Annotated in this window: 1 protein-coding gene; it reads left to right on the forward strand. The window is 46.8% G+C overall.

The window, feature by feature from the left end:
- Positions 1–203 (forward strand): RHS repeat-associated core domain-containing protein (locus tag KJ365_RS00020; protein ID WP_214449574.1); only part of this gene is annotated, 203 nt, incomplete at both ends.

Consider the following 203-nt stretch of genomic DNA (forward strand, 5'->3'; position numbering starts at 1 on the left):
GACCAGACAGGGAATATTGTTTGGAAAGAGCGTTACACGCCGTTTGGTGAAACCTTAGATAACCCAAATGGCAATAAGGATGACCAAGGCTATACAGGGCATATCAGCGACAGTGATACGGGGCTGGTTTATATGCAGGCTCGGTATTATGATCCAGTGATTGGGCGGTTTTACTCAAATGATCCTGTTGGTGTACTGGGGCA

The organism is Glaciecola sp. XM2 (assembly GCF_018595715.1).
In the GTDB taxonomy this organism is placed as follows: domain Bacteria; phylum Pseudomonadota; class Gammaproteobacteria; order Enterobacterales; family Alteromonadaceae; genus Glaciecola.